Genomic DNA, 26083 nt, shown 5'->3' with positions numbered 1-26083 from the left:
TCGGCGACAAGGATGTCGCCGATAAGCGTGCAGGGAAGTATCCACAGCGTGTCCCGGGCACCCCAAACCCCAACCCCGGGACGGGTTACGAAGCGACCCGGTTCACCGAGTGTAGGTAAGAGGCTGAGCCGCCCCATGTTCGATGACCTTCTCGCCATCAAACGCCAGCGCCCCGTTGATCCACACCGAGTTGATGCTGCTGCCAAACGTTCGGCCCTCGAACGGCGACCAGCCGACTTTCGACAGCACGCGGTCGCGGCTGATGGTCGTCGGGGTGTCCAGGTCGACCAGGACCAGGTCGGCGGCGTAGCCCTCGCGCAGGAAGCCGCGATTTTCCACCTCGAAGCGGATGGCCGGGTTGTGGGCGATCTTGGTAATCACTTCGGCCAGGTCCAGGTGGCCCTGGTGCGCCAGTTCCAGGCTTGCCAGCAGCACGTCCTGTACCAGCGGCAGGCCGGAAGGGGCCTTGCGGTAGTCGGTCAGCGCCTTTTCCTCCAGCGTGTGCGGCGCGTGGTCCGTCGCGAGGATATCGATGCGGCCCTCGCGTACACCGGCCAGCAGGCCGTCCCGGTCCGAGCGCATCTTGATCGCCGGGTTGCACTTGATCAGGTTGCCGAGGGTGGGGTAGTCATCCGCGCTGAAATGCAGGAAGTGAATGCAGGTCTCGGCAGTGATCTGTTTGCCGGCCATGGGTCCCGGCTCGAACAGTTCCAGTTCACGCGCCGTGGTCAGGTGCAGGACATGCAGGCGTGCGCCGTGCTCTTTCGCCAGGGCGACGGCTTTCTCCGATGACGCATAGCAGGCCGCTTCACTGCGAATGTAGGGGTGCTCTTCCACCGGAATGTCATCGCCATACTTCTCCAGCGCCTTTTCCAGGTTGGCCTGGATCATCGGCGTCGACTCGCAATGGGTCGAGATGGGGACCCGGCAGTCGCGGAAGATGGCCGCCAGGGTGTCATCGTCATCGACCAGCATGTTGCCGGTGGACGCGCCCATGAAGATCTTCAGCCCGCAGACCAGCGAGGTATCCATTGAACGGATGTCCTCGATGTTGTCGTTGGTGGCGCCGAAATAGAAGCCCCAGTTGGCCGCCGCGCTCTTGGCCGCGATAGCGCGCTTGTTCGCCAGTTCGGCGGCGTTGACGCAGGGCGGCTTGGTGTTGGGCATGTCCATGAAGCTGGTAACGCCGCCGGCGATGGCCGCGCGTGACTCGGTGTGGATATTGGCCTTGTGGGTCATGCCGGGCTCACGGAAGTGCACCTGGTCGTCGATCATGCCGGGGAGCAGGTGGCGGCCCGCGGCGTCGACGACGGTCGCACCTTCCGGGGCGCTGATCTGGCTGGCGATGGTCTCGATCCGGCCGTTCCTGATCAGCAGGTCGGACTCGAAAATTTCGCCTTCGTTGACCAGGCGGGCGTTGGTGATCAGCGTGATGTCGGACATGCGGGAATTCCTGCGTGTGAGAGGCTGGCGGACATTGTAGCGGAGCGGCAGTCCGTGTTCAGGCATCTTCACCGGATGATTCCCGCGGCGGGGGAACCGGGTCAATGCCGCCATCGCAGAACGGGTGACAGCGCGCGATTCGCCTGGCGGCCAGCCAGCTGCCGCGCGCTGCGCCATGCACCTCGATGGCCTCCGCAGCATACCGGGAGCAGGTGGGGGTAAAGCGGCAGTGATAGCCGACGATGGGGCTCAGCGTGAGCTGGTAGGCGCGGATCAGGGCCAGGAGGATGCGTTTCACGGTTTCAGGCCCGGACGGTTGCCGGTTTCACGGCAAAAAAGACTTGCCCCGCGGCGGCGGTTCGTTTATAACAACGTCCTTTTCTTGCCCCGGTTATATCTATCGGCAGGAATATGTATAGATATATCAATAACATATCAGGTATATCTCATAAAACAAAGGAGTTACTTTCCGCATGGCAGCAAGCAGCGTCACTTTGCCTGAGGGCTACAAACCGTCTGCCGACGAAGAATACATGTCTCCCCAGCAGATTGAATACTTCCGCCAGAAGTTGTTGAAATGGCGGGAAGAGTTGATCGAGGAATCCCGCGAGACGATCAGCAACCTGCGCGAAGAAGTCCGCGATGTCGGCGACGAAGCCGAGCGCGCGACCCGGGAAACCGAGAACAGCCTCGAACTGCGAACCCGCGACCGTTACCGCAAGCTGATCAAGAAAATTGACCAGGCGCTGCACCGTGTCGATGAAGGCGAGTATGGCTACTGCGAAGAAACGGGTGAAGAGATTGGCATTGCCCGCCTCGAAGCGCGCCCCATCGCGACGCTGTGTCTCGACGCCCAGGAGCGTTGGGAACTGCGCCAGCGGCAGATGGGTGACAGTCGCTGACACTGGCGTTGTCATCACGGTATTGAAAAAGCCGGCCCTCGCGCCGGCTTTTTCGTGTCCGCGCTTCGCAGGGTTCACCCGGCCAGGGCGATGGCGTGGCCGCGGATTGCGGTCAGCATGGCGTGCAGGCCCGTCGCCCGGGTGGGGGACAGGTGCTTCGACAGGCCGATGGCATCAATGAAGAATGGCTCGGTATCACGGATCGTGGCCGCGCTGGCGCCCGAGTACACGCGCACCAACAGGGCGATCAGCCCCGAGACAATGGCCGCGTCGCTGGCGGCGCGGATGGTCACGCACGCGGCATCGCCTTCCAGCACCAGCCACACGCGCGACTGGCAGCCCTGCAGGAGATTGGCGTCGATCATGTCGGCTTCGGGCATCAGCGGCAGCTTGCGGCCCAGGTCAATCAGGTACTGGTAGCGGTCCAGCCATTCGGGGAACAGGCTGAACTCGTCGATGATGGCTTCCTGTTCCGCGGCCGGGTCATGCGTGCCGGGCGTTGACGCGCTCATCGTCCGCGCCTCCAGCGCGTGCCGTCGGGGCTGTCTTCCAGGCTGATGCCCAGCGCGTCCAGTTCGTCGCGCAGCGCGTCGGCGCGGGCGAAGTCGCGTGCCGCGCGGGCCGCGTCGCGCTCGCGGACCAGCGCATCGATGGCCTCGTCGTCATCGCCGTCGCCGCCCTTGAGCCAGGCTTCGGGGTCCTCGCACAGCAGGCCAATCAGTTCGCCGTCGGCCAGCAGTTCGCCGCCCAGCGACAGGATGTCTTCCGGCGCCGTGGCATTACCCAGGCGGCGGGCCAGGCCGTTCATTTCCGCCAGCGCCTCGGGCGTGCCCAGGTCGTCATCCAGCGCCGCGGTGAAGGCGTCGCCCGGCCGGGTTGCCACGAGCGACTCACTGGCTCGGCTGGCCGCATCACGCAGCACCGCGTACATGCGGTCCAGCGTGCGCTGTGCCTGTTCGATGGCCTCCGATGACCAGTCCAGCGGCTTGCGATAGTGCGCGCTGAGCAGGACGTAGCGCAGGGTTTCGCCGGGGTGCAGTTTCAGCAGGTCGTGCACGATCAGCGTGTTGCCCAGCGACTTGGACATTTTTTCGCGGTCGGCGGTAACGAAGCCGTTGTGCATCCAGTAGCGCGCGAACGGCTTGCCGCCGTGGGCGCAGACGCTCTGTGCCAGTTCGTTTTCATGGTGCGGGAACACCAGGTCCTGGCCGCCGCCGTGGATGTCGATGGTCTCGCCCAGGTGCTCTGCCGCCATGGCCGAGCATTCCAGGTGCCAGCCCGGGCGGCCCCAGCCCCAGGGGCTGTCCCAGCCCGGCTGCGGGTCGACCGAGGGCTTCCATAGCACGAAGTCACCGGCATGGCGCTTGTAAGGCGCGACCTCGACACGGGCGCCGGCGACCATGTCGTCCAGGTCGCGGCGCGACAGCGAGCCGTATTCGGAAAAGGTATCGATGGCGAACAGCACGTGGCCTTCGGCGGCGTAGGCATGACCGCTGTCGATCAACTGTTCGATCATCGCGATCATCTGCGGGATGTGCGCCGTGGCATGCGGGTCGATGGTCGGCGGTTGTACGCCGATCGCGCCCATGTCCTCCAGGTAAGCCTGCTCGAACCGCGTGGAAATCACGTCGATGGACACGCCTTCGCTGGCGGCCGACGCGTTGATCTTGTCGTCCACGTCGGTGATGTTGCGGGCGTAGTCCACGCGCGGGTAATGACGCTCCAGGTTGCGGCGCAACAGGTCGAAGACCACGGCGGGGCGGGCATTGCCGATATGCGCATAGTCGTAGACCGTCGGGCCACAGGCGTACAGCGTGATCCGCTGCGGGTCCAGTGGTTCGAATGTCTCTTTCTTTCGCGTCAGCGTGTTGTAAATCCTGATGCCCACGTCTTAGCCTTGCCTTGGGAAAGCGCGTATTCTACCCGCATCGAAACGTCACCGTGCGCCCGCCGCACCCAATGAGGACTCTCCAGGAACATGCCAGCCAGCGAAGCCATCACTCAGCACTATGCCCATCACATCAGCGCCCAGCAGCGGGCCTGGGAAGCCGCGCTCGCCGCGGAGGGTTTCGACGCGGCCGTCATCCATTCCGGCAGCCAGATCATCAGTTTTCTCGATGACTATCACTACCCGTTTCGCCCGAATCCGCACTTCCTGGCCTGGGCGCCGCTGACCCGCCACGACGAGTGCGCGCTGATCGTCAGGCCCGGTGAGACACCGGTGCTGTACTACTACCAGCCGGCCGATTACTGGTACCTGCCGCCCGAGGACCCGGAGTCCTGGTGGGCCTCGCAATTCGACCTGCGCCCGGTGCGCGAGACGGGCGCCTGGCGCGAAGGCGTGCCGGCTGGCCGCGTGGCCTTCATCGGTGACGCGCCGGCGCTGGCCAATGAGGAAGATCTGAACCCGACGGTGCTCATCAACCGCCTGCACCTGGCGCGGACCCGCAAGACCGACTACGAGGTTGCCTGCATGGCGGCGGCCAATGAGATCGCCGCACGCGCACACGCGGCGGCGGCTGACGCGTTTCGTGAAGGGTTGGACGAGTTCAGCATCCATCACCGCTACCTGGATGCCGCGCGGCTCGATGACGCCGAACTGCCCTACAACAATATCGTCGCCCTGGACGAGCATGCGGCCGTGTTGCACTACCAGCAGCGGGATCGCGTGGCGCCGGCCCGGGCGCGGACGTTCCTGATCGATGCCGGTGCGACGGTGCACGCGTACTGCTCGGATATCACCCGCACCTGGGCACAGCAACCGGGCGAGTTCGCGGACCTGGTCGATGCCATGGACCGCCTGCAACTGGATCTGTGCGACGCCATGCGTGCCGGTGTCGATTACCGTGACCTGCACCTGCGTACTCACCAGGCGGTTGCCACGGTGCTGGAAGACGCGGGCATCATCAATGTCAGCGCTGAATCGGCGGTGGCGTCAGGGCTGTCGGCGGTGTTTTTCCCGCACGGCCTGGGGCATTACATCGGCCTGCAGACGCATGATGTCGCCGGACTGATCGCGGACGAGCAGGGCACGCCGATTCCGCGTCCGGAAGGCCACCCCTTCCTGCGCCTGACCCGCGTGCTGGAGCCCGGTAACGTGGTGACGGTTGAGCCGGGGCTGTATTTCATCCCGGTGTTGCTTGAGGGCTGGAAGCGCCAGCACGACGCTGCCGCCATTAACTGGAGTGCGGTCGAGCGTCTGCTGCCTTACGGCGGCATCCGGGTCGAGGATAACGTGGTGGTCACCGACGGTGACCCCGTGAACCTTACGCGTCCGGCGTTCGCGGCGCTGCGGTAAGGCCCAGCCCGGCGAGCTGGTCGACCGGCATTTCACCCGCAGGCCCGTGATTCCATATATTGGCGCGCGCCGCCAGGTGGATTTGCTTGTCTTCGCTGGCCATGGCGCGGACGGCGTTCATGATGTCGGCCTCGCCAATGGTGTCGGCGACAAACTGGTCCAGTTGCCCGGCATAAGGTTCGCCAATGATCTGCCGCATCATGCTGTTGGCGGCAGACAGGTCGTCCGGGAACATGTGTTTGCCGGTCTGCAGGCGGTAGTGGTCTGAAAAGGCCTGCAGCGTGGTCAAAGAACAGTAGGCGTCATCGAGCAGGCCAATAATCCCCAGGTGATCAGGAATGATGTCCTCGTCCTGCTCCCAGTACTGGGTCACCGTGTACAGGATATGCGCCATTTCCGACTCCAGGCCGACATTGGCGGCCGCCGTGATGGCGACTTTCAGCATGTAGGGGACCTGCTCGATATAGCCGAGCACGAACCGCGCGCCATTATCGAGGTCGCTCTCCGCGGGGCTGGCGTTCAGCCGCTCGGCCACGATGGACAACAATTCCTGCAGGTCATCTGCGGTATGTTCGTTGCCGCAGGTGTCCGCGATCATGGATTCGATACCCGAAATATCCATTCACCGGGTTCCTTTTGCCTGCCGCGCAGTTTCGGTGATTTGGCGCGTCATCTCAAGCCTGCATCCCGCGCCCCCGGCATCACGGGAATCACGGTAAAATAGCCGCCGTTCCGGGGAGGTCTCGTTTTGCTCATCCTGTCTATTGTCGCCCTGTTTGCGGGGCCGTTGCTGTACCAGTGGTTAAGGGCCGGTGGCCGGTTCGCCCACACCGTGGACCGTGTGCTGGTCATTGTCCTGGTGGTGCTGGTCGTGTTCCTGTTGGTGCCCGAGTCTATCGGTGAGATGGGCGTGGTCGCGCTTGCGGTGATCGCGGCCGGGTACTTCACGCCCTGGTTACTGGAACTGGCCATTCGCCGTGCCGCACACGCCTTTCACATGTTCAGCCTGGCGTTCGCGCTGTTGGGACTGGGCATGCACGCGTTGCTTGATGGCGCCGGGCTTGCCGGAAACGGTGCGCATGGCAGCCATTCGCTGGAACTGGCCATCGTGCTGCATCGCTTTGGCGTTGGCCTGGTACTGTGGATGATGGTGCAACCGGCCCTGGGCCGGGCCTGGGCGATTGGCATGCTGGTGATGATGTCGGTGGCGACCGTGATGGGTTACGTGGCCTCCGAAGCATTGATCAGTATCGAGGGCGAGGGCGTGGTACATGTCCTGCATGCCCTGATCACGGGCGTGATCATCCACAGCCTCGTGCACCGCGGCCACGTGCACAAGCCGCACTGATTTTCCGGCGGGGGATGGAATCTTTTGGTCAATCGGGTGTCCTACAAAGGCAAGCGAGTTTCGCGCGTCTCCCATAGGATGGGCCACGAAATCTCTATTTCTCCTCTTGTGTATCTTTTGAGGCGCCTTTCGGCGCCTCGTTTTTTTGTTTCCGCACTTTGCCTGGCGGTGGCGTTGCTCTGGGTGAATGCCGTTCGTGCCGCGGATGTCGATATCGAGGTCTCCGGGGTATCCAGGGCGATGGCGGACAATATCCGTGCCTTCGTCTCCACCCGCTGGCTGTCCAGCGCGCGCCTGGATGATGAGGGCGTGCGCCAGGACTTCCAGGATGCCGCGGTCCAGGACACGCTGCTGGCCTTGCGCCCTTTTGGCTACTACAACCCGGCGGTCAGCCCCGGCATGTCCAGGCGGGACAACGGCCAGTGGCAATTGCGGCTGGATGTGGTCCCGGGGGAGCCGGTGCGGGTCAGGACGGTTCGCGTCGAATTGACCGGTCCCGGGGCCGACCTGCAGGCTTTCAACACCTGGAAAAAGCAGTGGCCCCTGCAACCGGGAGAGCGGCTGGACCAGTCGATCTGGGAGGCGCAGAAATCCCGCCTGCTGGACCTGGCCGAAGACCTGGGTTTCCTGGCTGCGGATTTCACCACCCGTGACATCGCACTCGACCTGGTCGAACAGCGCGCCGACCTGGCCCTGGTCATGGACACCGGGCCGCGCGCCGTGATGGGCGACGTGGTCTTCCACCAGGACACGGTCACGCCGGAGGTGCTGGCAACGATTCCCCGTTTCGAACGCGGCGACCCGTACCGGCTGGTGTCGGTCGACCAGCTGCGGACCGACCTGTGGAAGACCGGTTATTTCAGCGAGATTGACGTCGCCGAGGTGCGCCTGCTGGACCAGGTGCCACCCGTGGTTGACGTCCGGGTGACACTGGAAGCACGCAAGCCCAACAGTCACCAGGGTTCAATCGGCTGGGGCACGGATACCGAGTTCCGGACCCAGTACCGCTGGTTGCGCAACCGCCTGTCGGAGCGCGGTGACTCGTTTGCGCTGGGCGCCGGTTGGCAAAGCCGTTACGAAGAGCTGACCGTGTTTGGCGAGTACCGGCTGCCACGGCGTGTCGACAGCCAGCAGTACTGGCTCGCTAGCGGCCAGTACAGTACCGAGGTTCAGGAACTAGAAGTGACCGCGAATGATGGCGACCAGCGCTTCAGCCTGGGCAGTGCGCGGGTCGACACGGCCCTGCTGCGTGGCGGCCGGGCGCGGATGCTTGACCCGGGCTGGTCGACCGAGCCCATCGTCGAGCAGATGTATGTTGAGTACCTGTATGAACGCAACGGGTTTGACCAGTTGCTCGAGAACCCGGAGCCGGGCAGGGCCGTGGGGTCCCCGGCGGATGTGGCTGACTCCGGGTTTGGTGACGCGATCGGCACGCTTTCGGTGGGTATCGAGTACGACTGGCCGGTCATTCGTGGCTCCGGCTTCAATACGCTGGGGCACCATGAGCGCGGCTGGCTGTTCACCAGCAGCGAAGCCTGGGGCTCGGATCGTGATTTCACCCAGGTCTACCTGTCGACTCGCCGCAACATCCTGTTTGGCGGGCGCTACAAGCTGCTGCTGCGCGCCGAGGCCGGCTACACCCATGCCGACGTCACCACGGTCGACTTCCAGGTGGACGGGGAAACCTTCCAGTTGTCCGAGACCGCGCTGCCGTTCCAGTACCGCTTCAAGGCGGGCGGCAGCCGTAGTGTCCGCGGCTACAGTTACGAATCGCTCAGCGACAACGGCCTGGGCTCCAACAACATCATCACCGCCAGTGCCGAACTGGAGTACCGCGTGCTGGACAACTGGTCCGCGGCGGCCTTTGTCGATATCGGCAATGCCTTCAACGACTGGTCGGAGACGGACCTGAAGCGTGGCGCTGGCCTGGGTATCCGCTGGTACACCATCGCCGGTGCGGTCCGCGTCGACGTGGCCCGCGCGCTCGACGGCATCGGCGATGACTGGCAGATCCACCTGACCATCGGGACGCCGCTGCTATGAAGCGCCTGTTATGGATGGTTCCCGTGTCGATACTGGTACTGCTGGCCGGCCTGTACCTTGGCGCACTCTGGTGGCTGCAGAACAGTGAAGGCGCGACCCGCTGGATGTTCGACCGCGCGGCCCTGGCGACCGACGGCCAGCTGTCGGCCGAAAAAGTCAGCGGCTCACTGGACAACGGGCTGGTCGTGCACGGGCTACAGTGGCAAGCGGATAACGTGGTCGTGCGCGTGGAACAACTGTCATTGCGCGTTGATGCCTGGTTGGCGCGACGATTGCTGGATATCGACAAGCTCGACGCGCAGAACATCCGCATCGAGACGACCAGCGGTGAGGGCGCCGGGTCTGGGTCCAGTATCGAGGAAGTCCTGGCCCGCATGGTGCTTCCCTGGGATATTGAGATTCGCCTGGGTGAGGGCAGGCTACAGGACATCGAGTGGCGGCATGACGGCGAACCAAGGCTCAGCGCGACCGCATTGACACTGGGCGGCGCCTGGAGTGACCACCTGGCCATCGAGCAGGCCCGGCTCAGCAGCAACGTGTTCAATGGCAGCGTGAATGGTGCGCTGGCGCTGACCGGCGCGCATGACGGGCGGGTGTCGGTTAGCGGCGACGTTTTTGGCCCGGACGGCGAGCCGGTTCTGTCCGGGCTCGAACTGGCCCTTGATGGTGACCGGCTCGAGCTGCACGTGGATGGCCGTTCGGCAACACCGGAGGCCGCGGTCAACGGCGTGATCAACACGCCGTTTGAGCAATGGCGCGTGGGTGTGGATGTCAGCCTACCGCAGAACCTGCTGCCCGCGGACCTGCCGCTGGCGGTGTCGGGCGTTAACGGGCGCATCGAAGGCCGCCACGATGACTGGACTGCTGAGGCCGAAGGCTGGCTGAGCAGTGAGTGGGCCGAGGGAGCACTGTTGGTGACAGGCCACGGCGACCTCTCGGGCATGAGCGTGGAGACCGCTCGCTTCGGCTCCGAAGACATGGATCTTGCGGCGAGCGGGCACGTGGAATGGCCGGACGCGTTCCGAATGGATGCCGGCCTTGTGGTCGAGCGGTGGCTGCCCGGCTCGTTGCTGTCATCCTGGCCTGCGGACTTGCCGGTCTCCGGTACCGCGACCGTGCGCTACGCCGATGGCAACCTGGTCATCGAAGACGGCGTTTCCCGATTTTCCGGCGACACCGAGGTTCGCTTTGACGGCATCTACCAGGCAGCGGACCAGCACGCCCAGCTCGAACTCGAATGGGAAAGTCTGACGTGGCCGCTGGAGGCCAGGTCAAGTGAGCCGGCCGGGGAATTGCGCACCCAGAGCCAGGGGCGCGCCTCGCTGACCGGGCAGGCGGAATCGTGGCGTGCCGTTGTGGATACCGGCCTGTCGACGCCCGGTTATCCCGCAGGCAGGCTGCAATTCAACGCCGCGGGGAATCGCGACGGTGCACGGCTCGAGCGCTTCAGTGGTGAGCTGCTGGGTGGCACGGTGGCCGGACAGGCCGACCTCGAATGGCAGCAAGGGCTGGCCGTTGTGTCGGGCTGGACGGCGGAGCGCCTGGATGTGGGTGCGCTGGTACCCGGCTTGCCAATGACGGTCAGCGCTTCGGGCGCACTGGATTGGTCGGCGGCGGAGCGTTCATTGCAATTGCAGGTCGGCGAGCTCCAGGGGGTGGTCGAAGGGCAGCCGTTCGAAGGCCGTATTGATGCCCGCTTTGGGCCGGGCGGCTGGGAATTCCCCGATCTCTACCTGGCGGCCGAGCGCCTTCGTTACGAGGATATTGTCGTCCATGCGCTGGACGCCCGGACGGATTCGTCGCGTCCCGACGGCATTGTTATTGAGGCCGGTCCGGTTGAGTTCGGCGAGCAGGTCCTGGACCATGCCGTCCTTCGGGTCGACCATGCGCGTTACCCACTGGCCATCTCGGCCGAGGCGAACCGCGAAGATCTCCGCGCCAGCGCCCAGGCCTCTTTGCGGCCCGGAACGGCCACAGGGGATAGCGGCTGGTCCGGTGCGCTCGATGACTTCCGCTTGCGCCAGGGAGATGGCGAGAAAGTCGCGCTGCGTGAAGCGACGCGCTTCGAGTACACCGGCGGACAGTTGCACACCCGTGCGCTATGCCTGGATTTACGCCCGGCGGGCGGCGTCTGCGTGGACCGGCTTGATGCCGGGGCAGGGCAGCTGGGCGTGGATGCCAGTCTGCAACAATTGCCGCTGTCACTCGTGGACCGTTTCTGGGCATCCGACCTCAGGCTGTCGCACACGGTCAGTGGCCAGGTGGCGTGGCAGCGGGGTGCCGGTTTGCCTTCCGGCTCCGCCCAGCTGACCATCAGTCCCGGCGAGGTTTCCGAGGTCGGCGTGACCGAGGTGCTGCGTACCGGGGAAGGCGTATTCGGTTTCGCGCTTGAGAGCGGCGCACTGCGCTCCGGGGTGTTCAGCCTGCCGCTGCCCGGCCTGGGCGAGATCAGTGCCGCCTTCGAGGTCGATGGGCTCGCACTCGACGGTACCGGCCGCGTCGACGGGCAAATCGACGCGCGCATCGATGACATCACCCTGCTGGAAGCGCTGGTGCCCGGCCTGGAGTCCGCGGACGGCCGCCTGACCATGGAGATCGGTATCAGCGGTGTCGTGGCCGATCCGCAGATGCAGGGTTTTGCGCGGCTCGAGAATGCCCGCTTCGACATGCCGGTCATCGGCCTGGCCGTGCGCGACCTGGCCGTTGATGGGCAGGTCACCCGCTCGGACCAGCTGGTGCTGCAGGGTGGTTTTACCGCCGGTGAAGGGCAGGGGCGGTTGAGCGCACAGGTGGATTTCAAGCAACTGTCCGAACTGGCGAGTGAGATCTCGATTTCCGGTGAGGGCCTGCAGCTTGTCGACCTGTCCGACCTGTCGATCAAGGCCAGCCCGGACATGACCGTGGCCTGGCGGGACCAGTCATGGCACGTGGATGGCCGCGTTGTCATTCCCCAGGCGCTGGTCAGCCCCAGCAGCGCATTCAGGGCGCGTACGGGCGAAAGCCTGGACGTGCGCGTGGTGGCCGGTGAGCGGCCAGGTGAGCAGGCGATCACGGAGTCGCGCCCATTGAGCCTGCAGGGCAGCCTGGATGTGCGCCTGGGCGAGAACGTTCGTTTCGATTCCGACCTGGCCAGCGGCCGGCTGGCCGGTGGCGTAACGCTGGGCTGGACCGGCAAGGCCATGCCGATGGCCACCGGCACGATCGATGTCATGGGCAATGTGCGCGCCTATGGGCCCGTCCTGCGCCTCGATGACGCCCACGTTCGGTTCCCGACCGTGGCGCTGAACAACCCGGTGCTGGATATCCGTGCCGAGCGCGAGGTCTACGGCAACACCCAGGTGCGCTCAGCCGGGGTCTTTATTAATGGCACGGCCCGCCGGCCGGAGGTCGAGGCCTATACACGGCCATTCACCAGCGAAGAACGCGCCTGGACACTGCTGATCACCGGCAGTGATATCGACTTCAGCCAGGGCATCGGCGCCTTTGATATCGGCACCTATATCGCCCCGCGCCTGTACCTGAGTTACGGCATCAGCCTGTTCGACGACGAAAACGTCGTCGGTATCCGCTACGACCTGAAGAAGGGATTCGGCATCAAGGCGACCACCGGCCAGAACGAGTCCGGTGTCGATGCGTCCTACACCTTCGACCACTAGTCAGCCGGTCCAGCGGCCGTCTTCGATGGCATCGGCCAGTGAATTGGCCCAGGATTTCAGCGCGCGGCGCGCATCGGAGTAGTTGCTGGGCCGGGTGCGCCACTCCATGTAACCCCAGCGCGGGTCCTCTTTCATGTCGCTGACCTGGACAACCGGTTTGCCGGTCGCGCCGTCTTCGAGGGTCAGCGCCAGGGTCATCCTGCCGGCCGACTCGGAATAGACGTCGACGCGCTGGGCGCGCGGAATATCCGGGGCGACAATGTCGAGGTCGACAATGTCCGGGCGCACCACCAGCGTGCCTTCATCACGGCTTTCGGCGATGACAAACCCACGCTTTTCCATGATTTCGGTGAAGACTTCGTGCGTCAGCCGCGCGTAATCTTCAATCAGTTCCTGCTCGTCCCTTGGGTACACGACGGTACCGCGGTGCGATCGATTCAGGTCCCGGGCCCAGTTCTTGCGAAACTGGACGGCGGGCTGCTCGATATAGACCGTGCGGTAATCAGACAGCCGGCTGGCCGGTGCGACATAGACTTCGTCGAGATGACGGTCGTGGACCTTGCGCAGGCCGTTCTCGTTGACGTTGGGCGTGGCCTCGCCAGCCAGCGCCACGGCGGACAGGCCGCAGATCACGGCACTGAATAACAGGGTTCGAATGGGTTGCTTCACGTTGACACTCCTCCGGCGCCTGCCGGGTTGTCTGCCATACGTCCATTATGACCGCTCAGGCGCGTGCCGGGTTCCCCGGTGCCGGTTGGCCGAGCCGCTGCCAAAACGCTGCGGCCACGGAATAGGGGCCCACCAGCAGCACCATGGGTGAAACGATCACCGCCGCCATGGACAGGTTCCATGCCAGGAGGGCGGCGCCGGACAGGTCACCGGCCTGGTAATAGGCCAGCAGGCGGGCGACAACATCGGGATACCAGGCAATGCCCACCAGCAATACCGGTACCTGCACAGCGAAGATCAGGACGAAACTCAGTTTGCGAAGCAGTTCGTGGTTCATGCCAGCGGTGCTCCTGCGGCGGTTCGGGGAATGAACCGAGCATCGCGCAACGCGCCGCGGCAGGCTTGCCGGGAAAGGACAATCGTTTGACCGTGTGGCCAGGGCAGCGGGCAATAAAAAAGCCCGCGAAAATCGCAGGCTTTTTCATCATGCATTGGTCGGCGTGGCAGGATTTGAACCTGCGACCCCTTCAACCCGAATGAAGTGCGCTACCAGGCTGCGCCACACGCCGATGAAGGCCGCGTATTCTACCGAACAAGTCCGGGAGAGGGAAGCCGAATTTCACGCGATTTTCCGGCCGTTAAACTTTGTTAAGAAATTGTAATTCATTCCTGATAAACTCCTTCCAGCGCTCGAACCCGGGCGCTGGGGAGGCGCCAGGGCAGAAAGGATCGCAAGCGACCGTACTGACCTATTGGTAACGGTGATTTAACGATCCTTAACCGTGTCACGGTTCTGTCACGTCCCCCTGTAAAGATCACGCGATGATTTTTTTTGGGGAGTCAAAAATGAACTGCTACCGACGTAATACGTGGTCCGTGCTCGCGCTGGCCGCTTTTCTTTTATTGCCATTTGCGGCCCTTGCACAGGAAACGAGTTCTTCGCTTCGCGTCGACACGTATTCCGGTGAAGGCACGCCGGTTTCGGGTGTCAACGTCACCGTGACGGACACGCGTACCGGAACAACACGTAACAACTCCACCAGCGGCTCGGGAACGGTCACGTTCAGCGGCCTGCGTATCGGTGGCCCTTACACTGTCGTCACCAGCGCCGAAGGCTTCGGTTCACAGACGGTGACCGACGTTTTCCTGAGCCTGGGCGATACCTATCGCCTGCCACTGGCACTGAGCTCCACCATCCTGGAGGAAGTCATTGTCACGGCGACCCAGGTGCAGACCTATGATGTCGCGCTCGGCCCTTCGTCCACCTTCGGGCTGAAGGACCTGGAAGACTCTCCGCATATCAATCGCGATATTCGTGACATCGTGCGCTTCGACCCGCGTGTCTACCAGGACAACGCGTTTGTCGGCGCCATGCAGTGTGCCGGCGCCAACCCGCGCTTCAACAGCCTGACGGTTGACGGCGTGCGCATGAACGACAACTTCGGCCTGAACAGCAACGGTTACCCGACCGAACGCCAGCCGTTCCCGTATGACGCCATCCAGGAAGTCGCCGTGGAACTGGCGCCGTTTGACGTGCAGTACGGTGGCTTCACCGCCTGTAATGTCAACGCGGTGACCAAGTCCGGTGAGAACGAGTTCTTCGGTTCAGTGTTCTTCGACTACACCAACGACTCAATGCGTGGCGACAAGCTGCAGGGCGATTCCATCGACCTGGGCGACTTCGACGAGAAGCGCTACGGCGGCACCTTTGGCGGCCCGCTGATCAAGGACACGCTGTTCTTCTTCGTGGCCTACGAGAAGCTTGAAGGCGCCAACCTGTTTGATCGCGGTCCGGCCGGTTCCGGTCGTGCGCGCGAGGTGAACGGTGTGTCGCAGGCCCAGTACGACGAGATCCTGGACATCCTGCAGAACGTCTACGGTTTCGACCCGGGTGGCCTGCCGCTGTCCCTGCCGAACGAAGACGAGAAGTACACCGTCAAGCTGGACTGGAACATCAACGACTACCATCGCGCGTCGCTGACGTACAACTACAACGATGGTTTCAACATTGCCCAGTCTGACGGCGACTCCAACGAACTGGAATTCGGCAAGCACTACTACGAGCGTGGCGCGGAACTGAACGCCACCTCCGGCGCGCTGTACTCCGACTGGACGGATCGTTTCTCCACGGAAGTCCGTGTCAGCTACTCGGAGCTGGACAACCGCCAGCTTTCGCGCAGCGACAGCACCTTTGGTGAGTTCCAGATCGAGACCTGGAATGATCCGGACGGTGACGGCAACTACGAGCAGGCCATTGTCTACGCGGGTACCGATGACTCGCGCCAGGCCAACGTGCTGAGCTACGAGACGCTGAACCTGAAGCTGGCCGGCGCCTACGCCTTCGACAACCACACCCTGACCTTCGGTTACGAGCGTGACGACCTGGACATGTTTAACCTGTTCCTGCAGCACGTCTACACCGAAAACCGTTTCGACGAAGAGTGTGGCCCGACCGACCCGAATGGCTGTATCGAGGCCCTTCGTGAAGGCCGTCCGGATGACATCTACTACGGCAACTCGCGGGTGACCAACGACCCGCGCGATTCGGCTGCTGAGTGGGGCTACCAGATCAACACGCTGTACGCCCAGGATGAAATGATCCTGATGGACGGCACGCTGACCCTGGTCGCCGGCCTGCGTTACGACTGGTACACCTCTGACGACCTGCCGACCGAGAACCCGAACTTCATCGATCGTGCCGGCTACACCAATGCCATGAACCTGGACGGCGAAGACCTGCTGCAGCCGCGCGTCGGCTTCACCTGGGACATCGACGGTTACTGGACGGTGCGTGGTGGTTTCGGCCTGTTCGGCGGTGGTAACCCGAACGTGTGGCTGTCCAACAACTACTCCACCGACGGTATCACCCAGGTGCAGTTGCGCGAGTTCCAGACCATCGAGCCGATCTACGGCGTGGACTTCTCGCTGTTCGACATCCCGCTGGGCCCGAACGGCAGTGGCCAGCCGGGCTACGATGTCCCGACGGCCATGATCGATGCCGTGGCGAACGGTACCGCCAACACCGCGGTTAACGCCCTGGATCCGAACTTCAAGATCCCGGCGTCATGGAAGTTCGCACTGGGCGCGACCTGGGATTTCCACGAGAACTACCAGTTGAACATGGACCTGCTGTACAACAAGTTGCAGGATTCCGCACTGCTGGTCTGTGGTACCTGTGAAGTGTCCGGTACGGCACCTGATGGTCGTCCCATCTACAGCGATTCACGGGCGTTCAGCTCCGACTACATCCTGACCAACGTGTCCGGTAGCGACGGCGAGTCACTGTCCGCATCTGTCGGCCTGTCCGCGTCCTACGACTTCGGCCTGGACTGGAGCGTCGGCTACGCCTACACACAGGCCGAGGAAGTGAACCCGATGACCTCGTCAGTGGCGTTCTCCAACTTCGCCAACATCGCGGTCGACGACTTCAACATGCCGAGCGTGGCCACGGCCAACTACGAGATCCCGCATCGCTTTACCTTCCGGGTCTCCTACGAAGCCTACTGGTGGGGTGACAACGCCTCGCGTATCAGCCTGTTCGGTTCTGCCAACGAAGGCCGTCCGTACAGCTACACCTTTGCCCAGGACGACGGTGACACCTTTGGTGACTTCATCGACTGGCGCCACCTGCTGTACGTGCCGACCGGCATGGATGACCCGAACGTGGTGTTCGGCCCCGACTTCAACACCTCGGCGTTCTTCGCCTTTGTTGAAGAAAGCGGCCTGAGCAAGTACGCCGGTGGCATCGCCGAGCGTAACGCGTTCAACAGCAGCTGGTGGACGACCTTCGATATCCGCTTCGAGCAGGAATTCCCGGGTTTCCGTGACGATCACCACTTCTCTGGTTTCGTCACCATCCGCAACTTCTGCAACATGCTGAACGACGACTGGTGCACGCTGGAGGAAGTCTCTTTCCCGCGTAGCCAGGGCGTGGTCGACATGGAAATCGAAAACGGCCAGTACCTGTACGAGCTGTTCCTGCCGCCGGGTGGTGAATCCCGCGCCGCGGACGCCTCGCTGTACGAAATTCGCGTGGGCCTGAGCTACAAGTTCTGAGTTTCGCGAAAAACTGGCGTGACAATGGAGGGGTCGGCAATTGCCGGCCCCTTTTTTGTTATCTGCGTGAACGGCCTTAGAATTGACAGAATGATGCGAAGAATGACTGGAGAATGAATTTGGCTTCTGATGTTGTTAACGCCCGGCTGTACCCGGCGGGCATGCTTACTTCCTTATCCCGCAGCGAAGTTGAACGCCTGCATGACGCCAGCCATGGCGATTTGTATGAACTGCTGAGGCGTTGCTCGCTGGCCGTGCTCAACAGCGGCAACGAGTCCGACGACGCCGAGGCGCTGCTGGCCGAGTTCAGGGATTTCGATATCACCGTGGAGCAGTTCAACCGCGGCATCCGCCTGGAGCTTTGCAACGCGCCGGGCATTGCCTTTGTCGACGGCAAGATTATCGAGGGCGTGCGCGAACTGCTGTCCGCGGTCATCCGCGATCTCGTCTATTACGACACCGAGATCGGCAGCAACCCGTCCTACACGATGGACACCGGCGAGCAGATCACCAACGCCGTGTTCGAGATCCTGCGCAACGCAAACATCATCCAGCCGCGCGTCGAGCCGCACCTGGTGGTGTGCTGGGGCGGGCACTCGATCAGCCGCGCCGAGTACGAGTACACCAAGCTGGTGGGCTACGAGCTGGGCCTGCGCAAGCTGAATGTCTGCACGGGTTGTGGCCCGGGCGCCATGAAGGGCCCGATGAAGGGCGCCACCATCGGCCACTCCAAGCAGCGGGTAAAGAACGGTCGCTACATCGGCGTGACCGAGCCCGGCATCATCGCCGCCGAGTCGCCGAACCCCATCGTCAACGAGCTGGTCATCCTGCCGGATATCGAAAAGCGCCTGGAGGCCTTCGTGCGCCTGGGCCACGGCATCGTGGTGTTCCCCGGCGGCGCGGGCACCGCAGAGGAAATCCTCTACCTGCTGGGCATCCTGCTGCACCCGAAGAACGCCGACCTGCCGTTCCCGGTGGTGTTCACCGGCCCCGCCGGCTCCGCCGCCTATTTCGAGCAGATCGACAAGTTCATCCGCCTGACCCTGGGCGACCAGGCCGCCGCGCGCTACCAGATCATCATCGACGACCCGGTGGCCGTGGCGCAGACCATGCAGGCCGGCCTGGCGGAAGTCGGCGAATTCCGCAGCGAGGTCAAGGACGCCTGGTACTACAACTGGCGCCTGCAGATCGACGAGGACTTCCAGCGCCCCTTCGAACCCACCCACGCCGCCATGGCCGGCCTGGAACTGCACCGCGACCTGCCGGTGCACGAACTGGCCGCCAACCTGCGCCGCGCGTTTTCCGGCATCGTCGCCGGCAACGTGAAACCCAATACCCTGGCCGCCATCCGCGCCGGCGGCAAGTTCGAGATCAGCGGAGAAAAAGCAATCATGGACAAGCTGGACGGGCTGCTTTCAGAGTTTGTGGCGCAGCATCGTATGAAGTTGCCCGGGGTGGCTTATGAGCCTTGTTACCGGGTTGTGAGTGGGGAGTAGTGAGTGGTAAAGAGCCGTTGGGCACGAACTGCGCGGTGATGCTACAGCGCGCCCTCTGAAGCGTTGCTTTTAAGCGGATTGTTAGCGGCTTCAGCCTGGAGCCGCTCAACCAGCCATACCTTGATGATGGACTGACGGGTGACGCCAACCCGAGCGGCTTCGCGGTCCAACGACTCAACCACCCAGGTCGGAAAGTCGACATTGATTCGCTTTTGCTTTTGATTGACACGATTCGCCGAGGACAGATAAAGGTCATCAATGATGTCTTCTTTGTCGTCGTCGAACTTCTTGTCAAATTCGCTGGCTTTCATATAAATCGACCTCCGCTTTTCGGGACCTCCTGACAGATGTCAGGCGGATCCTTAGGTTTCTATAGGTCACAACAGCCGACCAGTGTTTGGAACCTATTCGACCAATCACTAGGAACCGATCTTCATCCTCGGACTTTGCCCGGAGCTGAAGCAGGTCTGGATCTTTCCAAAGTGTCTGGGCGTCATGAAAATCGATTCCATGTTTTTCAAGGTTGGTACCGCTCTTCCGTTTATCGAACTCAAACGCAAGCATGAGTATAAATTATTCCTTTTCTACTCGCCCTGCAAGACTAAACCTTTCCTCGGCAAGAACCTGGTTGCGCTTACAGCCCATGAAACTGTCTATACCCCTGAAAGCGCCGCTCTAGCAACATTGCCCAGTTGCTGGTCGAAGGTGGCCAGTGGGGCGCGGAGGTTTATGGCGAGCGCCAGGTATGCTGCGTCATACGCGGTGAGATTCAAATGCTGGGCAAGTGCGTATTGTGCGGCGCTATCGACAGCGCAGCGGGTCAGGCGCAGGTCTGACAGGTCCTGCAGGGCGCGCTTTGCGGCTTTTTCCAGTCCCGCTTTGGACTTCTTCAGCGCCACGCTGACAATTTCGTGGTCCAGCAGGTCGGGTGCGAACAGCTCTTTGCCCGCCATGGCCACGAGCGCGGTTTCCCTTTCCGGTTCGTCAAACAGCACGGCCGCCAGCACGCTGCAATCAACCACCAGTGGTGGATAGCGGGTGTAACTTCCCGCAGGTTCCGCGATGAACAGCGACGACTCGCCTTCAGCGCGCATCGCGATCCTGTCGAATCAGCTCCGTTGAGTGCGGGCCTTTACGGTAGGGACGCTTCTTGAGTTGACGGTGCTCCTGGGCAATCTGCTCGATGGATTTGTAACCTTTTCGAGCGCGCTGAACGGTTTCCGCGCCAGAAACTGAACCCGGGTTTGTGACAACCTGGGTCACCAATGCCAGCAGTTCACCCTGCAACGAGCGGTGATTGGCGGACGCACGTTCGCGCAAACCGACGATCACGTCAGCAGGGACATTCTTGATGGAGAGGTTAGGCATTGTCGGAATAAATAGTTGCAATATGGAGCCATAATGGAACCATTTGGCACGACTGTCAATCACGAAGGCGCTTGGCCGGAAAAGGTTTGTCAGCGACAATTCCGCCGTTGTGACGGCGCCTCGGGTTCGGTTAATTACCTGGCCCGAATTTTTCCTGTTCACCCTCTATGCAAACCCGAAATTCAGGCGTATAAAGCACTCGAAATGCCGATGTGCCGGACCCGAATCAGGGTTCAGGCGTATGGCGGGTGCCGGTTTGTTCGAGCCGGTGCGTGGCGACCCGCAAGGGGTCGTTGACAATTCGGAGCCGTGGGATGCGTGTCTTTTCTAGGTTCGTGTTTTCACTGTGCGTGCTGGCAGTTTCATTCAGCCTGTTTGCCCAGGAACCGCCTGATGAGGGGCCTGTTGATGGTGGGGAATCTGACCAGGGCGGCGTCTACGCGGCCAGCGCTTCCGAAGACGGGGCGATTCAGCCGTACGTTGAATACCGCAAGCGTGTAGAGGCGGCACAAAACGTTTCCTCACTTGATACCGGCCTATTCGGCGAGCAGGTCAGCCTGTACAACGGCAGCACCGCGTTTGCCGTCACCGATATCGATATTCCCGGAAACAGTACCCTGCCGGTCAGGCTCACCAGGCGTTTCGCGGTTGAAATGCAACCTCAGAATCACCTGAAGCCTTATGACTCGTTGTTGCGCGGCGCCGGGAACTGGGATGTCGATGTTCCCTACATGGCGGCGACCTACCATACGGGGGCCGGCGACGCGCTTCGCTGTAACGGTGGATATACACCGGCACTTGTCATCAGCGCCTTTCGACGGGGAGAAGTCTGGCAGGGGATATCGATAAACGTGCCCGGTCGAGGCGCGCAGACCGCCATGGGGGTGCAAACGCAGGCACCACAGCCAAGCGGTGGCGCCACGTACAAGTTGACCACCACCGACCGCGACGTGTTCGACTGCATCGCCATGAAGACCGGGTTCACCGGGCAAGGCTTCCGGATGACCACGACATCCGGCGACAGGTACTACTTCGATGTGGCGACGACACGAACGGCTGCACGGTTGCTGAAATATGTGAACCAGGGTGGCGGCCAATTCCCACTGCCCGTAGTCATCGACCGGAATCGCCTTTACCTGCTGGCCAGCAAGATCGAGGATCGATTTGGAAACACGGTTGAGTTTCAGTACAACACTGATGGCCTGCCTACGAGAATCTGGGCGAGCGACGGCCGCGAGATCATCCTCACCTACAGCGGAAAGCGCCTGAGCACCGCGACCAGCCATGGTCGCACCTGGAGCTATGCGTACACCAATACGACATCCGGGTACTTTGCGCGGCTGTCTTCGGTGACGTTGCCTGACAACAGCCAATGGGCGTATGGCTACACCAGCAATCTGATGCCGTCACCGGACTCTGCAGGCCTTCCGCCACTGCCTTGGTGCGCCGGTTTCCCGCCCGTCCAGGAGGATGCATTCACGTTTACCGCAACGCACCCCTCAAGCGCGGTTGGTGTGTTTACATTCAACAACCGCCGGCACTATCGCAGTGGCGTCCACGCCAGCGAGTGCCTGAAAACTGGTGACCCCGCCAACCCGGATTTCGAACTATTGGTGCCGCATTACTTCGACGTCATGAGCATCGACAGCAAGGTCATCACCGGGCCGGGTCTGACGTCAATGACGTGGGGCTACGCGTATTCGCTCAACACCCAGGGCCTTTGGGGCGTGCCGACTGAACCGGCTGTTTACCCCTGTACAACGTGCACAAGCGAGAAATCGGTCACGCTGTCTCAGCCGGACGGTAGCAAGAAACGCCACACGTTCGGAATGCGCTACTACGACAATGATGGTCGGCAACTCAGGGTAGAAACGCTGCGCGTAGACAACACGGTGATCCGAACCGAAAACAGCACGTATATGACCGAAACGCAGGCGGCCACCCAGTCGTTCTACGGTCATTACGGTTCCAACCTGGGCGGGATCGCCGATCCCGCCAGCACACGGGTCCGGCCAGTGACCAATCGGACGATCAGCCAGGACGGCACCGCCTTCGTATGGAACGTAGAAAATAGTTGTTCCGGTGCATTGTGTTTCGATGGCTACGCGCGCCCGACGCGCGTCACCCGATCAAGTACCGTCATCGGCAGCCCGACCCGAACGGAAACCACCACATACCACGACAATCTGACCAAGTGGATCCTCGGGCAGGTCCGGCGGATCACCTGCGTGGCACCGACGACGGCTCTTCCGGCCGGTTGCGGTAGCGCGGGCGTCGAAATGTTCGACCGCACATACGATGCGACCTGGGCCGTGCCGTTGGTCACCGAACGCTTCGGCCGGGTGGAGCAGACGCTGGGTTGGGATACGACCTCGACAATTGCGAGCGGCCAGCGAGGCACGATCAGGACCGTCGCGGACGGCGGCGGCAACACCACGACCCTGACGAGCTGGAAACGCGGTACGCCACAATCCATCAAGCATCCCGGTACGCCCGAAATACCCGCCGGGGCGACCCAGACAGCGCAGGTTCACGACAGCGGCTGGCTGAACTGGGTCAGGGATGAGTACGGTTACCAGACAACTTACGCCCACGACGCCATGGGGCGGCTGGCCAGCATTGCCTGGCCCACCGGCGACACGACAACGTGGGCCAACACCACCCTGGTGTTCGAAAAAATAGACGACGTCGAGTACACCATCCCGGCTGGCCATTGGCGTCAGACAGTGAGTACCGGGAACGGTCGTCGAATCACTTACCTCGACGCGCTTTGGCGCCCACTGTTAGTGCGTGAATACGACACGGCCAGCCAGTCAACGACCCAACGCTTCCAAAAGTTTGAATACGACCACGAAGGACGCGCAACATTTACGTCGTACCAATCAACCTCGTCAAACCCGGTAACGGGCACATGGACCGAGTACGACGCCCTGGGTCGTACGCTGTCGGTGGCGCAGGACACGGAGTTGACGCCGGCGCTCCAGGTCACGGAATACGAGTACCTGAGTGGTTTCCAGACGCGGGTGACGAATCCACGCGGCCATGCGACAACCTCCCGCTACCGCGCCTGGGACGAACCAGGTTACGACCTGCCGGTCTACATCGCCCACCCGCAAAGCGCCTGGACGCATATCACCCGGGACGTTTTCGGCAAACCCACCAAATTGCGCCGCAGCAACAGCAGCAGCGCCACAGGCGGAACCGTGGCGCTGGACCGGACGTACACCTATAACGCCTCCCAGCAGCTTTGCCGCTCGGTTGAGCCCGAAACCGGCGCCACGCTGATGGGCTACGACAACGCCGGCAACCTGAAATGGAGCGCGGCAGGATTGCCTTCAGGCCAGGGCTGTGAAGTCAACGGCACAACAACCGCAGTAGCAAATCGACGAGTGGATCGCACCTACGACGGCCGCAACTGGCTCCGTTCACTGGTGTTCAAAGGCGGTATCGGCAACCAGGACTGGACCTACACGCGGGATGGCCTGCCAGCCACCATCGAAACCAACAACAGTAACGGTGGCACAAAGGTCACCAACGCCTACGCTTACAACAAGCGACGCATGCCGATCAGTGAATCGGTGCAACGCGACTATGACGCCGCCTGGACCATCGGCTACGCCTACAACGCGAACGGCCACCTGGCGACATTGACCTATCCCTCAACGCTTGCCGTGAGCTATGCCCCCGATGCCCTGGGCCAGCCTACCCAGGCCGGCAGTTACGCCACGAGCGTGACCCACCACCCCAACGGCGCGGTCAAACAGTTCACCTACGGCAATTCCATGGTGCACACGCTGGCGCAGAACGCCCGCGGCCTGCCGTCGAGAATCACCGACTGCGCCATCAGCGGCACCTGTGCCGCAGCCAACCGCCGACTGGACTTGCAATACGTGTACGACGGCAGTGGCAATGTCACCGCCATCAACGATGGGGTGGCGGGGAGCAAACAGGACCGCGACATGACCTACGACGGCCTGGACCGGTTGACCCAGACCATATCGCCCACGACCGTGTTTGGCACCGCCAGCTTTGGCTACGACGTTCTCGACAACCTGACCAGCGTCAACGTCACCGGCGGCAGCCACGTCCGAAATCACGCCTATACGTATGACACCACGAAACGCCTGACCCAGATCAGGCAAGGCACCACCGTGGTCGCCAACCTGACCTACGACGTCCAGGGCAACCTGGCCAGCAAGGGCCCGTCCGGCGCGGTGCAGAACTACAGCTTCGACCTGGGCAACCGCCTGCGCAGCGTCCCCAACAAGGAAACCGGCTACGAGTACGACGGCCACGGCCGGCGCGTGTACGCCAACACCGTGGGCAGCGCTCACATCCTGTCGCAGTACGCCATCGACGGGAAGCTCCTGTACCAGGAAAACCATAAACTGGGCGAACGCATCGACTACATCTACCTGGGCACCCGCCTGGTGGCCCAGCGCGAGCGACCGCTCGCAACCAGCACCGCCACGCTGAAATACCAGCACACCGACGCCCTGGGCTCACCGTTGGTGGTGACCAACCCATCGAAGGCCACCATCGAAACCAGCGAATACGAACCCTACGGCCAACTGGTCAACAAACCCCTGTTCGACGGCCCGGGGTACACCGGCCACGCCCAGGACGCCGCCACGGGCCTGACGTACATGCAGCAGCGGTACTACGACCCGCAGATCGGGCGGTTCCTGTCGGTGGACCCGGTGACGGCTTATGCGAAGCCTGGGCAGAATTTCAATCGGTATTGGTACGGAAGTGATAATCCATATCGCTACATAGACCCTGATGGGCAAGTGGCAGTCCCTTGGGAAGGTATTGGTGACACGGTTAAAAAGCGTGGGTTGCAAGCGGCGATTGCTTCTCAACTGGATAGCCCGGCACCAGGACCCGGCGACGTTGCCGGCGCTATTATCCTGCTTGGCGGTGTGATTGAGATTGGCAAATTAGTTTGGCAAGCGAACTCGACAGACTCAATCTCTTCAGCAACTGACAAAATTGGCGACGGTACAGTTCCGGCAGAAGGAGTGTCTGGTGAAAAAGGCGAGCGAGAAGGTTCTGGTGGTCGTGAAGGAGCGAATAAAAAGTTCGATAGCGTCAGTGGAACAAATGAGCGAAGCCCCCGGGACGGCGTACGTGTCAAAGACCTTTCGGGCGGAGGGTATATCGAAACTCATGATTCCACTAAGAATCCGGACTACCCCCCAGGAACACCTACAGTCAAGATTCGCGATGGAAACGGAGAAGTTGTAATCACCGTCCGCTACCCGGAACCAAAAAAATGAAGTTCTCCGAAGTATTTAGTGATGTGTTAGGGCCATCGTCTGAGGCTGTTCCATTTGCGGATCCGACATGGATCGGTGTCGCTTTCGCGAGAGATGCTTACGACAACACGCGATTTCCAGAATGGTTCTTTCAGTGCGTCATGAATCAATTCGCGATTTCACGTGAAGTCGACCTCTTGGTGGCTGGCGATTGTTTTGTCCAACTTGGATTGGAAGAGGTTTTTCAGGTTCCTTTTCAATGGGAAAGCTACCAGGCTTTTATGATGGAGCCTGAACACTACTCTATTGAATATCGGGTTGTGAGCAGTAATCGGACGTGCGGATGGTTGTCCGATGGAGACATAACGATTTTCGGAGGCGAGGAGCAGCGAATGACATTGCTTATTGAGCGTATCGGCGGCATTGACAAGGTGCTTGATTCAATGAGGGCGGAGTTTTTTCTGGGAGAGAAAGAAAAATACAGTGAGTTAGATCACTTTCTACAGAGTTTATTAAGGCCAGCTCTTCGCCCCTGTAGAAATTAGC

20 protein-coding genes and 1 tRNA gene are annotated in these 26083 nt (G+C 62.0%); 9 read left to right on the top strand and 12 right to left on the bottom strand.

Annotated features, from left to right (window positions below; translation table 11 throughout):
• Positions 1-102 precede the first annotated feature (102 nt).
• On the bottom strand, positions 103-1443 hold the full coding sequence (locus tag F3N42_RS07970; protein WP_150863886.1) for a dihydroorotase: 1341 nt from the start codon (positions 1441-1443) through the stop codon (positions 103-105).
• A 58-nt stretch (positions 1444-1501) separates the two neighbouring features.
• Positions 1502-1741, bottom strand: coding sequence for a membrane protein insertion efficiency factor YidD (gene yidD, locus F3N42_RS07965; protein ID WP_150863885.1), 240 nt, complete (start codon positions 1739-1741; stop codon positions 1502-1504).
• 175 nt (positions 1742-1916) lie between these two features.
• On the opposite strand from yidD, the gene dksA reads away from it, so the two are divergent.
• Positions 1917-2345 carry an RNA polymerase-binding protein DksA gene (gene dksA, locus F3N42_RS07960; RefSeq protein WP_150863884.1) on the top strand — a complete coding sequence of 143 codons (429 nt, stop codon included), beginning with the start codon at positions 1917-1919 and terminating at the stop codon, positions 2343-2345.
• Positions 2346-2419: 74 nt separating this feature from the next.
• On the opposite strand, the gene F3N42_RS07955 is transcribed toward dksA, so the two are convergent.
• Positions 2420-2857, bottom strand: coding sequence for a SufE family protein (locus F3N42_RS07955; protein ID WP_150863883.1), 438 nt, complete (start codon positions 2855-2857; stop codon positions 2420-2422).
• Positions 2854-4233: a cysteine--tRNA ligase gene (gene cysS / locus F3N42_RS07950; RefSeq protein WP_150863882.1), complete on the bottom strand. Its 1380-nt coding sequence runs from the start codon at positions 4231-4233 to the stop codon at positions 2854-2856. The genes F3N42_RS07955 and cysS overlap by 4 nt, the downstream gene beginning before the upstream one ends.
• 90 nt (positions 4234-4323) lie before the next feature.
• On the opposite strand from cysS, the gene pepQ reads away from it, so the two are divergent.
• Complete coding sequence (gene pepQ / locus F3N42_RS07945; protein ID WP_150863881.1) at positions 4324-5643, top strand: Xaa-Pro dipeptidase; 1320 nt, start codon at positions 4324-4326, stop codon at positions 5641-5643.
• On the opposite strand, the gene F3N42_RS07940 is transcribed toward pepQ, so the two are convergent.
• Positions 5612-6265 (bottom strand): DUF1232 domain-containing protein, encoded by a 654-nt coding sequence (locus F3N42_RS07940; protein ID WP_150863880.1) that lies wholly within the window; start codon positions 6263-6265, stop codon positions 5612-5614. The genes pepQ and F3N42_RS07940 overlap by 32 nt on opposite strands.
• 126 nt (positions 6266-6391) lie before the next feature.
• Here F3N42_RS07940 and F3N42_RS07935 point away from each other — a divergent pair, with 126 nt between their 5' ends.
• The 3 genes from F3N42_RS07935 (at position 6392) to F3N42_RS07925 (ending at position 12690) form a co-directional block, all read left to right on the top strand.
• Positions 6392-6991, top strand: coding sequence for a hypothetical protein (locus tag F3N42_RS07935; protein ID WP_150863879.1), 600 nt, complete (start codon positions 6392-6394; stop codon positions 6989-6991).
• Positions 6992-7159: 168 nt separating this feature from the next.
• Positions 7160-9034: an autotransporter assembly complex protein TamA gene (locus tag F3N42_RS07930; RefSeq protein WP_191621298.1), complete on the top strand. Its 1875-nt coding sequence runs from the start codon at positions 7160-7162 to the stop codon at positions 9032-9034.
• Positions 9031-12690: a translocation/assembly module TamB domain-containing protein gene (locus F3N42_RS07925; RefSeq protein ID WP_150863877.1), complete on the top strand. Its 3660-nt coding sequence runs from the start codon at positions 9031-9033 to the stop codon at positions 12688-12690. The genes F3N42_RS07930 and F3N42_RS07925 overlap by 4 nt, the downstream gene beginning before the upstream one ends.
• Here the strand turns inward: F3N42_RS07925 and F3N42_RS07920 are convergent, their stop codons facing one another.
• From F3N42_RS07920 to F3N42_RS07910, 3 genes are all read right to left on the bottom strand, one after another.
• Complete coding sequence (locus tag F3N42_RS07920) at positions 12691-13359, bottom strand: DUF3313 family protein (RefSeq protein ID WP_150863876.1); 669 nt, start codon at positions 13357-13359, stop codon at positions 12691-12693.
• Between the two features lie 55 nt (positions 13360-13414).
• Positions 13415-13696 carry a hypothetical protein gene (locus F3N42_RS07915; RefSeq protein ID WP_150863875.1) on the bottom strand — a complete coding sequence of 94 codons (282 nt, stop codon included), beginning with the start codon at positions 13694-13696 and terminating at the stop codon, positions 13415-13417.
• 155 nt (positions 13697-13851) lie between these two features.
• Positions 13852-13928: transfer RNA gene (locus tag F3N42_RS07910), tRNA-Pro, on the bottom strand.
• Between the two features lie 277 nt (positions 13929-14205).
• Between F3N42_RS07910 and F3N42_RS07905 the strand changes: the two genes are divergently transcribed.
• Positions 14206-17415, top strand: coding sequence for a TonB-dependent receptor (locus F3N42_RS07905; RefSeq protein WP_150863874.1), 3210 nt, complete (start codon positions 14206-14208; stop codon positions 17413-17415).
• A gap of 113 nt (positions 17416-17528) precedes the next feature.
• Positions 17529-18911 (top strand): nucleotide 5'-monophosphate nucleosidase PpnN, encoded by a 1383-nt coding sequence (ppnN, locus tag F3N42_RS07900; protein ID WP_150863873.1) that lies wholly within the window; start codon positions 17529-17531, stop codon positions 18909-18911.
• 41 nt (positions 18912-18952) lie between these two features.
• Here ppnN and brnA read toward each other — a convergent pair whose 3' ends face one another.
• The 4 genes from brnA to F3N42_RS07880 all read right to left on the bottom strand — a co-directional run bounded on the left by brnA (position 18953) and on the right by F3N42_RS07880 (position 20342).
• The gene (gene brnA / locus F3N42_RS07895; protein WP_150863872.1) at positions 18953-19222 is read right to left on the bottom strand and encodes a type II toxin-antitoxin system BrnA family antitoxin; all 270 of its coding nucleotides are present in this window, start codon (positions 19220-19222) and stop codon (positions 18953-18955) included.
• Positions 19203-19475, bottom strand: a complete 273-nt coding sequence (locus tag F3N42_RS07890) for a BrnT family toxin (protein ID WP_150863871.1) — start codon at positions 19473-19475, stop codon at positions 19203-19205. Before F3N42_RS07890 ends, brnA begins: the two co-directional genes overlap by 20 nt.
• Positions 19476-19564: 89 nt before the next feature.
• Complete coding sequence (locus F3N42_RS07885) at positions 19565-20005, bottom strand: type II toxin-antitoxin system VapC family toxin (protein WP_150863870.1); 441 nt, start codon at positions 20003-20005, stop codon at positions 19565-19567.
• Entirely contained in the window at positions 19995-20342 is a 348-nt protein-coding gene (locus F3N42_RS07880; RefSeq protein ID WP_224784805.1) for a FitA-like ribbon-helix-helix domain-containing protein, read from the bottom strand. Before F3N42_RS07880 ends, F3N42_RS07885 begins: the two co-directional genes overlap by 11 nt.
• Before the next feature lie 251 nt (positions 20343-20593).
• On the opposite strand from F3N42_RS07880, the gene F3N42_RS07875 reads away from it, so the two are divergent.
• On the top strand, positions 20594-25558 hold the full coding sequence (locus tag F3N42_RS07875) for an RHS repeat-associated core domain-containing protein (RefSeq protein WP_150863869.1): 4965 nt from the start codon (positions 20594-20596) through the stop codon (positions 25556-25558).
• Positions 25555-26082, top strand: a complete 528-nt coding sequence (locus tag F3N42_RS07870; protein ID WP_150863868.1) for a hypothetical protein — start codon at positions 25555-25557, stop codon at positions 26080-26082. Before F3N42_RS07875 ends, F3N42_RS07870 begins: the two co-directional genes overlap by 4 nt.
• Position 26083: the final 1 nt, after the last annotated feature.

The organism is Marinihelvus fidelis (assembly GCF_008725655.1).
GTDB classification, from domain to species: domain Bacteria; phylum Pseudomonadota; class Gammaproteobacteria; order Xanthomonadales; family SZUA-36; genus Marinihelvus; species Marinihelvus fidelis.
Note: the sequence above shows the minus strand (reverse complement) of the source record. Positions and strands in the feature narration are given on the sequence as shown.